This window comes from Synechococcus sp. H55.9 (genome assembly GCF_047462355.1).
In the GTDB taxonomy this organism is placed as follows: domain Bacteria; phylum Cyanobacteriota; class Cyanobacteriia; order Thermostichales; family Thermostichaceae; genus Thermostichus.
In genome coordinates this window covers 1-10,306 of the sequence record NZ_JANSJB010000023.1, presented here as the reverse complement: position 1 = coordinate 10,306, position 10,306 = coordinate 1, and the positions used below count along the sequence as shown (strand labels likewise).

At 62.4% G+C, this 10,306-nt stretch carries 6 protein-coding genes; 4 read left to right on the top strand and 2 right to left on the bottom strand.

Annotated elements, in window-relative coordinates; genetic code table 11:
• The coding region (treZ, locus tag NW857_RS04915) for a malto-oligosyltrehalose trehalohydrolase (RefSeq protein ID WP_414368135.1) at window positions 1–1,536 on the top strand (1,536 nt) is incomplete at its 5' end.
• On the opposite strand, the gene NW857_RS04910 is transcribed toward treZ, so the two are convergent.
• On the bottom strand, window positions 1,506–3,020 hold the full coding sequence (locus NW857_RS04910) for an FAD-binding oxidoreductase (protein ID WP_414368132.1): 1,515 nt from the start codon (window positions 3,018–3,020) through the stop codon (window positions 1,506–1,508). The two genes, treZ and NW857_RS04910, sit on opposite strands and share 31 nt — an antisense overlap.
• Window positions 3,021–3,054: 34 nt before the next feature.
• Complete coding sequence (locus tag NW857_RS04905; protein ID WP_414337999.1) at window positions 3,055–4,383, bottom strand: four-carbon acid sugar kinase family protein; 1,329 nt, start codon at window positions 4,381–4,383, stop codon at window positions 3,055–3,057.
• Window positions 4,384–4,638: 255 nt separating this feature from the next.
• Here NW857_RS04905 and phoU point away from each other — a divergent pair, with 255 nt between their 5' ends.
• From phoU to clpB, 3 genes are all read left to right on the top strand, one after another.
• The gene (gene phoU, locus NW857_RS04900; protein WP_414333153.1) at window positions 4,639–5,280 is read left to right on the top strand and encodes a phosphate signaling complex protein PhoU; all 642 of its coding nucleotides are present in this window, start codon (window positions 4,639–4,641) and stop codon (window positions 5,278–5,280) included.
• A gap of 173 nt (window positions 5,281–5,453) precedes the next feature.
• Complete coding sequence (locus NW857_RS04895) at window positions 5,454–7,628, top strand: ribonuclease R family protein (protein WP_414368130.1); 2,175 nt, start codon at window positions 5,454–5,456, stop codon at window positions 7,626–7,628.
• Window positions 7,629–7,801: 173 nt separating this feature from the next.
• The coding region (gene clpB / locus NW857_RS04890) for an ATP-dependent chaperone ClpB (protein WP_414368127.1) at window positions 7,802–10,306 on the top strand (2,505 nt) is incomplete at its 3' end.

Sequence of the window (10,306 nt, the reverse complement as noted above, 5' to 3'; positions counted from 1 at the left end):
CACTTCGACTGGCAGGATCAAGCCTGGAAGGGGATCCCGCTCTCCCAGTGGATCCTCTACGAGCTGCATGTAGGCACCTTTACCCCGGAGGGCACCTTTGCCGCCCTGATCCCCCGCCTGCCGCAACTGGTGGAGCTGGGGGTCAACGTGCTGGAGCTCATGCCGGTGGCCCAGTTTCCGGGGGAGCGCAACTGGGGCTATGACGGCGTCTATCCTTATGCCGTGCAGGTCAGCTATGGAGGAGCAGCGGGCCTGAAGGCGCTGGTCAATGCCTGCCACCAGCAGGGCCTGGCGGTTGTTTTGGACGTGGTCTACAACCACCTGGGGCCGGAGGGGAACTACCTGCGGAACTTTGGCCCCTACTTCACCGACAAGTACCGCACCCCTTGGGGAGAGGCCCTCAACTTCGACGACCGCTATTCCGACGGCGTGCGGGAGTTTTTCCTGCAAAATGCCGAATACTGGCTAGAGGAGTTTCACCTGGACGGCCTGCGGCTGGACGCCGTGCATGCCATCTACGACTTCAGCGCCCACCCCTTTTTGCAGGAATTGGCAGAGCGGGTGGAGGCCCTGGAGGCGCGCACAGGCTGGCCCAGGGTTCTGGTAGCCGAAAGCGACCTCAACGACGTCCGCCTCATCACCCCCCGCGAGCAAGGGGGCTACGGCCTAGATGCCCAGTGGTGCGACGACTTCCATCACTCGGTTCACACCCTGCTTACCGGGGAAAAGACAGGCTACTACCAAGACTTCGGCCAATTGGAGCACCTGGCCAAGTCCTACCGCGAGAGCTACGTCTATTCTGGGCAGTACTCCCGCTACCGGGCCCGCCGCCACGGCAATTCCGCTCTCGCCAGGCCGGGCTCCCAGTTTGTAATCTGCATCCAAAACCACGACCAAGTGGGCAACCGCAGGCTGGGGGAACGCCTCAGCCAGCTCACTTCCCTAGAGGGCCTGAAGTTGGCCGCCGCCGTCCTGCTGCTGGCTCCCATGCTGCCGCTGCTGTTTATGGGGGAAGAATATGGGGAGGTGGCCCCGTTTCTCTACTTCATTAGCCACGGGGATCCCGACCTGGTGGAAGCGGTGCGGCAGGGACGCCGCCGCGAGTTCAGCGCCTTTGCCTGGCAGGGGGAGGTGCCGGATCCCCAGGCAGAGGAGACCTTCTTGCGCTCCAAGCTCAACTGGGAGCTGGGCACTGCTGGCCACCACCAGGTCTTGCGGCGGTGGTACCAAACCCTCATTCACCTGCGCAAGACCCTGCCGCCGCTGCAAAACCTGGAGCGGAGTTCGGTGGGGGTGGAGCTGTTTGCTCCAAGCGGCCTGGCCCTGCACCGCCAGCAGGGATCCCAAGCCGTTCTGGCCCTGTTTAACTTCAGCTCCGACCAAGCAGCCACCTACGCCCAATGGCCCAACGGCCGGTGGGAGAAGCTTCTAGATAGCGGCGACCAGGGATCCTCGGCAAAAAACCAAGGGGATCCCGTTGAGGTGCCGCCCTATGGGGTGGTGGTCTACAGCCAGCCATCCCGACCGCAGCCGTAGCGCCAGGCCTCGCGCCGCCGCTGCCAGAAGTAGTCTTGCGGGGCCCCTTCCAGGCGGTCGGCTAGCCTTTGCAAGAGCTCGTAGAGGCCGAGGGCGCCAAAGTGGCCCGCCCAGGCCACCAGCTCCGGCAACCCCAACCGGGGCAAAAGCGCGGCCACCAGGGCTGGATCTTGCCTCATCACCCCCCACAGTGCCTGGGCCAAGCCGCCAAACTGCACCACATCCTGCAAAAAGGGCTGCACCACCTGGGGGCCGGCGGCAACCATGGCCTCAAACACTCTGCTCAACAGGCGGTTAATGCTGTTGGGATCCCAGTTTTTCTCTCCCAAAGGAGGGATCATCGCCTTCTGAAAAAGCCAGGTTACCGCCAAATTAGGCTGGTAGGGCTGCAGCAGGGCCAGGGCCGCCTGCTCCAACTGCCGCTGCACCAGCGCCTCGTGGATCCCCTGCTGCAGGCGATCCAGATGGCGCAACATCGCCCCAAAGCCGCCAAAGCTCAAAGGCGACTGGCTGCCGCTGCTGTCGCCAACCGCCAAGAGGCGATCCCAAGGCAGTTGCAGCGGGCTGCAGCGGTAGGCGGGGAAAACACCACACAGCTTGCGCAGCCAGCGGATCTGGGCCAACTCGGCCCCCTGGTAGGCAGGGAGCAGCCGGCAGTAGTCCTGCCAAAGCCTCTCCAGACTGGGTCGGCGGGGATCCCGGTCGCAGTAGGTAAAGAGATAGGTGGTGCGGCCATCGCGGGCGGGGAAGGCCTCCCAAAAGGGCTGGTAGCCCTCCTGGGCGGGGGTAAAGCTGTAGAACAGATCCCCAGTGGGTTGCTCCGGCAGCCCCTGGGCGCAGGATCCCACCACCAGACAGACGCTGTCCGGCGGCTGCCCTTGACGGGCCTGGGCCAAGATGGGGGAGCGGTGCCCCATGGCATCCAGCAGCAGTTGGGCGCTGAGCTGGCCGGTGGTGGTTTGGATGCGGATCCCATCGGGGTGGACCGTGGCGCCCAGAAACCCGGTTTGCTCCCGCACCTGGCCCCCCCAGGCCAGAAAATGCTGCTTGAGGAACTCCAGCAAGCTGACCGGATCCACGCCCACGTTCAGCACCCCTTCCACCCACCAGGTGGGGCCCTCCCCAAAGCCAATGCGCCCCCTGGGGTAGTGGGTCACCTGCACCGCCTCCCACTCTGTCGAGGTGAGCAACTCCAGCTCTAACAACACCTGCAGCTCCTGCCGGGAGGTGTTCCACTCCTGCTCCCGCCCCCGCAGGCTCCCCCGCTCGATGAGGATCACCCGCCAGCCCCGCTGGGCCAAAGCCGCTCCCAAGAGGATCCCCAGGGTGCCGCCGGCAATCACCACATCGGCATCCCGGCTGCCCAGGCGCTCAGAACAGCGGTGCACCACCGCCGCGGGCAACGCCGTCTGCCCCTGGCGCAGGGATCCCCACCAGGCCTCCGAGGCGGGCAGAGCTTCAGGCGAAGAGATGAGTTCAGCCATGGCGGGAAGAACCGACAGAAGCGTTCCCTCTAGGCTAGACCAGCCCGCGGCTGTGGAGGCGACGGTGGATCAAAGCCAGCGTATCCACCTCGCCCACGTTGCCCGGAAACAGCACCACCGGCAAGTTGGGAAAGCGGGGGTGATCCGCCGGCGTGAGCACCATGGAGACCCCTGGGTAGATCTGCCCCAGCAGCCGCACTGCCGGCAGGTTGAGGCCGAGGCTGAGGGTGTCGTTGGAGGTGATGCCGCCCTTGCTGACCAGGTAGCCAATCCCCTCCGGCAGCCCCTGCACAATGGCCATCAACAAACGAGAAACCCTCTGCCCAAAGGCCAGGCGTGCCTCTGGGGTGGCACCGTCGAACCTCACTTCTTCTCGGCTGGTGTAGACCACCGGCGTCAGGCCCTGCTCGTAGGCGCGCTGGACTTGGCTCAAGATGGCCGGCAGCAGCTCCGCTTCCCGCCCCGGTTCCAACAGGCGCTTCACCTCCACTTCAATGCCCTGGATCCCTGGCTCCTGCAACAGGCGGGCCAACTGCTGGCTGGACTTTTGCACATGGGATCCCACGATCACCACCCCTGGCCGGTCGGAGCGGACAAACTGCCCCATTTGCTCTGGCGGAACCGGCTGCGGCGGCAACTGGGCTAGAGCCGTCAAGAGGCTGGCGGCGCTGCGAAACAAAAAGCGCTTCCCCTGCTCCAGAGCCGCCCAAACATCCTGGGCAAAACGATCCAGATCCGCTTGGGTTTCTCCATCCACCACACAGCAGACATTCCCCTCTAGACCCAAAAGCTGCTCCAGACAGCCGGCGCGGATCTGCTCCAGCGTCAATCGCACCACCTGCTCAGCCTGGATCCGCCCCTGGGTTTTTTCCTGCACATAGTCGGGCAAATAGCTGTGGTGGTAGCCGAACACCGCATCGCGGGCAAACTCCGTTTCATGCACGGGCACCCAGCGGCCCTCCACCCGCAGGTAGTGGACGCTGTCGCGGGTGATGCGCCCTCCCTCAAAAAAAGCCGGCACCAGAAAATGGGCATCAAAAGGCCCCAGCTCCGCCGCCATGACATCGGTTTCCAAGGGGTAGTGCCCGCGCAGCGTCGAGTCGGAGCGGCTGACAAAGAGGGCCCGCTCCCACCCCAGCTCCCCCATGGCCTGCTTGAGGGCCCGGCAGACCGACCGTGTCACCTCGGCAGCCTTGGCCGGCGGCAGGGATCGCGTGTTGGTGAGAATGAAGCGAATTGGCGAGCCATCCTGCAGGCCCAGCTTGAGCGTTTCCGCATCCCAGCGGGTCAGCAGCAGGCAACTGTGCACGGTCTGGGATCCGGTGGGATCATCATCCAGCACGACAATGGGGGGACGAGTCATCGGAGTATCTCAATCCAGAACGACAGCATAGCCCCAAGCCTCCAGGCGGAGACAACCTCGCAACACCCCACCCGCTTGCACCCCCTCCTTATCATCCTCTCCCAAATTGGCCGCTCCCTCGATCCCCATCCTGTTTTTTCTCTTGATTCGAGAGAAGTTTGCCATGATTGAGATCTACCGGTGCAATCGACTGGCTTCGGGGGCCGCCAACAGTGGCAGCCACTCCCTCCCACCTACATCCATGGGGAAAAAGCCATGGGGCAAGCTGAGCTGCAACTTCAGATCAAGCGGATTCAGCAGGACGTGCTGCGCATGGGGGCGCTGGTGGAAAAATCGGTGGTCTTGGCCCAGCAGGCCCTGTTTGAACAGAACTTGGCCGCTGCCGAACAGGCCATCTCCCAAGACAAGCAAATTGACCGTTTTTATCGTCAAATCGAGAAAGATTGTATTAGCTTGATCGCCTTGCGCTCGCCGGTGGCACAAGATCTGCGCTGGATCAGCGCCCTGATGCAACTGGTGCGGGATCTGGAGCGGATTGGCGACTACGCCAAAGACTTGGCCGAAGTGGCCTTGCGCTTGGCTTTCTACCCGCCGCCGCCGGAGCTGAGGCACATTCGCGTGATGATGCAGCGCTGCCAGAAAATGCTCAGCCATAGCCTGGCGGCCCTGACGGAGTTGGATGCCGAGCTGGGCCGACAACTGAAGCGGGAAGACGACGCCGTTGATGAAGACTACACCAACCTTTACAATACGTTGGCGCAACAGTCGGACATCAGGGGATCGATCGAGCCTATCCTGTTGATGTTGCTGGCGATCCGCTACCTAGAACGTCTGGCCGACCACAGCACCAACATCGGTCAGCGGGTGGCTTTTATCGTCACCGGCCACCGAGATTAACGCCAACGGGTTGAGTCTTGCCCTGTCTTAACCCCCCTTCTTCCCTCCTCCTTTCCCTGACACCCAAAATGGACTTCTCTCGGATTTTTCAGCATTTTCTCTCTCAGGAACAATGGACCGACAAAGACACACTTCTTGCTCTCTTGCCATCCCCTGATCCAGAAGCGCAGGAAATGCTTGAGATTGCCCTCGATGGTCTGGTGCGGGCAGGGTTTCTCGAACGCACAGGGGATCCGCCTCGCTATCGGCGTAGGCCGGATGAATCCCTGGTGGTGGGGCGCTTGCGCTGTTCCAGCAAGGGCTTTTGCTTCGCCATCCGGGATGAGCCGGGGGCGGAGGATGTGTACATCCACGGCAGCAACCTCAGCGGCGCTTGGAACGGCGACCAAGTGATAGCCCGGATCACCAAAGAGGGCAATCGCCGCCGCAGCCCGGAGGGAGAGGTGGTGGCCGTCATGGAGCGGGCCAACCCTACGCTGGTGGGCCGCCTCAAACAGACGGAACAGGACTTTCGGGTGGTGCCTTTGGATGACCGGCTGCTGTTCGAGCTGGCCTTGACGGAGGGATCCCCTGCCGAGCTGGCGGAAGGTCGGGTGGCCTATGTGGAAGTGGAGCGCTATCCGCTGGGAGATTTGCCCCCCGTGGGCACGATTCGCAAGATCTTGGGCGACGGCCCGGAGGCCTCCATCGATGCAGATCTGGTTTGTTGCAAGTACGACCTGCCGCAGGAGTTTCCCCCGGCGGTGCTAGAAGCCGCGGCCGCCCTGCCCAAAAAGCTGAGCCGCTCCGACCAAAAGGGCCGTCGCGATCTGCGCGATTGGTTTTGCATCACTTTAGAACCCTTGGATCTGCAGCACCCCCACGGCCTCGAGCCCAACGTGGCCGTCTCCCTGCAGCGGCAGGAAGAGGACAACTGGCTGCTGGGGATCCACATTGCCGACGTGGCCCACTGGCTGGATCCTGAGCATCCTCTGGAGCAAGAAGCTCAGCAGCGGACGGCCACCGTTTACCTCGACACGAGGGTGTTGCCTCTTTTTCCGCCGGAAGTGCACAGCCGCCTGGCTCTGTTGCCGCAGCAGGAGCGCTTGGCCTATTCGTTGCTGTTAACCATCGACCCAGAGGGGGTGGTACAAAGCTTCGAGATCCATCCCAGCCTGGTGCAGTCGCGGGCTCACCTCTCCTATGGCCAGGTGCAGGCCCTCTTGGCCACCGCTGCGGATCTGGGCCCTGAGGAGGAGGTGCCAGAATTGATGGCCCTGCTGCAAAACCTGCTCCGCCTCAGCCAAATCCTGCGGGTCAAACGTCACCAAGCGGGCGGCTTTGACCTGCCCCTGTTGGATTTGCTCACCCCCCACTCCGCTGACGAGAGCGGCTACGGCCCCCTTTTGATCAGCGATCGCCTCGGCGCCCACGCTCTGATGACCGAGGTGCTGCTGCTGGCCAACCAAACCTTGGGCCACCATTTGCGCCAATTGGGGATCCCTTCCTTGGCCCGCGTGCAGTCCGCCCCCACTGCCGAGGCCCTGCAGAACTTTTTGCGCCTGGCCAGCGCCATGAAGCTGGATCTGAATTTGCAGGATCCAGAAGCCGTGACCTTGGCCGATTGGCAGCGGATCTGTGTCCGCATCACCGCCCCCGATGTGTTGGCCGCAGGGACTAGCCCAGCCTTGGTGGCCCAGTTGTTGGCCACTTTGCCCCCCGTCGAGTATTGCCTGCAGCCTCTGCAGGAGCCCCTCGGCCATTTTGGCTTGGGCCTTAAAGAACCCTACGCCACCTTTACGGCCCCTTTACGCCGCTATGCCGATTTGCTGAATTTGCGTGCTTTGCACCTGGCCTTGAGCAAAGGACGGGATCGCCGCAGCCCGCGCTCCAAAACCGTGGTGGATCTGCACGGCCCCGGCGGCTACGGCCAGATCGACTGGCAGGTGTTGCCACCCAAGCTGCAGGAGGAATGGCAGGCCTTTCTCCAGGCGCAACTGCCCAAAATCCAGGAGGGGCACCGGATCCGGCAGCACGCAGAACGGGAGCTGATGGGCCTGAAGCGCTCTGAGTTCATGCAAAAACATCTGGGGGAGGTGTTCCCCGGCCTGATCATCGGCGTCCAGAACTACGGCTTTTTTGTGCAGGTGGATCCCATCTTGGCGGAAGGGTTGGTGCGGGTCAGCACCCTGAAAAACGATTGGTACGAGTACCGCAGCCGCCAGCAGGCCCTGGTAGGGCGCAAGAGCCGGCGCCAGTTCCGTCTGGGGGATCGAGTGGAAGTGCAGATTAAAAACGTCGATTACTACCGCCAGCAAATTGATTTGGCAGTGATCGGCGAGGGCCGCCCCTGCGAAGAAGAGGAATAAGGCGGGGATCCCTCCATCGATCGAGGGCAAAGGGGGCGGTTGTTGCGAACTCTGGCGCGGCCAAAATGGGCGATACCTGAATTATCAGGATCCCTTTTCCCAAGCGGGGGCCGAGATGGCCGCTTCCCCTGCTGTCTTCCTATACACTGTAGTAAAAAACCTGCTGAACTTCTATGCAGCCCACCAATCCCAACCAATTTACCGAGAAAGCCTGGAGCGCCATTGTCCAATCCCAGGATGTAGCCCGGCGGCACCAGCAGCAGCAACTGGAAACCGAGCATTTGCTCATCTCCCTTCTCGATCAAGAAGGGGGTCTCACCCAGACCATTTTGCAGCGGGCCGGCCTCGATCCAAGGCTGGTGCGGGACAAGGTGGAAAGCTTTATCAACCAGCAGCCCAAGCTGGCGCGGGTGGATCAGCTCTACCTGGGCCGCGGCCTGGAGACCACGCTGGATCGGGCTGAAGAGTTTCGCAAAGAATACGAAGACGACTTCATTTCGGTAGAGCACTTGCTTTTGGGAGCCCTGGACGACGAGCGGGTGGGCAAGCGGGTTTTAGCACCCCTGGGTTTGACCGTCGAGCGCCTCAAACCCGTTATCCAACAAGTGCGGGGCAAACAGCGGGTTACCGACAAAAACCCTGAGTCCCGCTACGAGGCCCTGGAGCGCTATGGCCGCGACTTGACCAAGGCCGCCCGCGAAGGGAAGCTGGATCCGGTGATCGGGCGGGACGACGAGATCCGCCGCGTCGTTCAGGTGCTCTCCCGCCGCACCAAAAACAACCCGGTGCTCATCGGCGAACCCGGCGTGGGGAAAACCGCCATTGTCGAAGGTCTCGCTCAACGCATCAACCGGGGAGATGTGCCGGAGTCGTTGAAAAACCGGCGCGTCATTGCTCTAGATATGGGCTCCTTGATTGCTGGCGCCAAGTACCGCGGTGAGTTTGAAGACCGCCTCAAAGCTGTGCTCAAGGAGGTTACCGAATCGGAAGGGCAGATCATCCTCTTCATCGACGAGCTGCACACCGTGGTCGGGGCGGGGGCTGCCGAGGGGGCGATGGATGCCGGCAACCTGCTCAAGCCGATGCTGGCCCGGGGCGAATTGCGCTGCATTGGCGCCACCACCCTGGATGAGTACCGCAAACACATCGAAAAAGACGCCGCCCTGGAGCGCCGCTTCCAGCCGGTGTATGTGGATCAGCCCTCCGTAGAAGACACCATCTCCATCCTGCGCGGCCTCAAAGAGCGCTACGAGCTGCACCACGGGGTCAAGATCAGCGACTCGGCCTTGGTGGCGGCAGCCGTTCTCTCCAACCGCTACATCTCCGAGCGCTTTTTGCCCGACAAGGCCATCGACCTGGTGGACGAAGCGGCAGCCAAGCTCAAGATGGAGATCACCTCCAAACCCGTCGAATTGGATGAAATCGACCGGCGCATCATGCAACTGCAGATGGAGGAGCTCTCCCTCAAGAAGGAAGACGACCTCGCCTCCAAAGATCGCCTGGGCAAAATCGAGCAGGAGCTGGCCAACCTGATGGAGCGACAGCGGGAGCTCAATGCTCGTTGGCAGATGGAAAAAGAGGCCATCGAGCGGCTGCAAAACCTCAAAGCCGAGCGGGATGCCGTCAAGCTGCAGATTGAACAGGCAGAACAAAAATATGACCTCAACCGCGCTGCCGAGCTCAAATACGGCAAGCTGATGGAGCTGGAGCGGCAGATCCAAGAGCAGGAGGCCCACCTGGCCAAGCTGCAGGCCAACGGTGAGCCCTTGCTGCGGGAGCAGGTGACGCCCGAAGACATTGCCGAGATCGTCTCCCGCTGGACCGGGATCCCGGTCACCAGCTTGATGGAGTCGGAAAAGCAAAAGCTGCTGCGCCTGGAAGCCCACTTGCACCAGCGGGTGGTGGGCCAGGACGAAGCGGTAGCCGCCGTAGCCGCTGCCATTCGGCGGGCCCGGGCCGGCCTCAAGGATCCCAACCGACCCATCGGCTCGTTCCTGTTCATGGGGCCCACCGGCGTCGGGAAGACCGAGCTGGCTCGCGCCTTGGCGGAGTTCCTCTTCGATACCTCCGAGGCGATGGTGCGCATCGACATGTCCGAGTACATGGAGAAGCACTCTGTCTCCCGCTTGATTGGGGCTCCGCCGGGCTATGTGGGCTACGAAGAAGGGGGGCAGCTCTCGGAAGCGGTGCGGCGCCGTCCCTACTCGGTGGTGCTCTTTGACGAGGTGGAGAAAGCTCACCCCGATGTCTTCAACATCCTGCTGCAGGTGCTGGACGATGGCCGCATCACCGACTCCCAGGGGCGGACGGTGGACTTCAAGAACACCATCATCATCATGACCAGCAACATCGGCAGCGAGCTGATTCTGGAAATCGGGGGCGATGAGAGCCGCTACGAGGAGATGAAAACTCAGGTGCTGGCCATGCTGCGGCACCACTTCCGGCCGGAGTTCCTCAACCGCGTGGATGAACTCATCATCTTCCACGCCCTCACCAAAGCGCAGATTCGCCAGATCGTCAGCCTGCAGATGCGGCGGGTGGAGCAGTTGCTGGCGGATCAGCAGATTGAGATTGTCCTCACCGAAGAGGCCAAGGACTACCTGGCCGAGCTGGGCTACGATCCCGTGTTTGGGGCCCGACCCCTCAAGCGGGTCATCCAGCGGGAGATCGAAAACCCC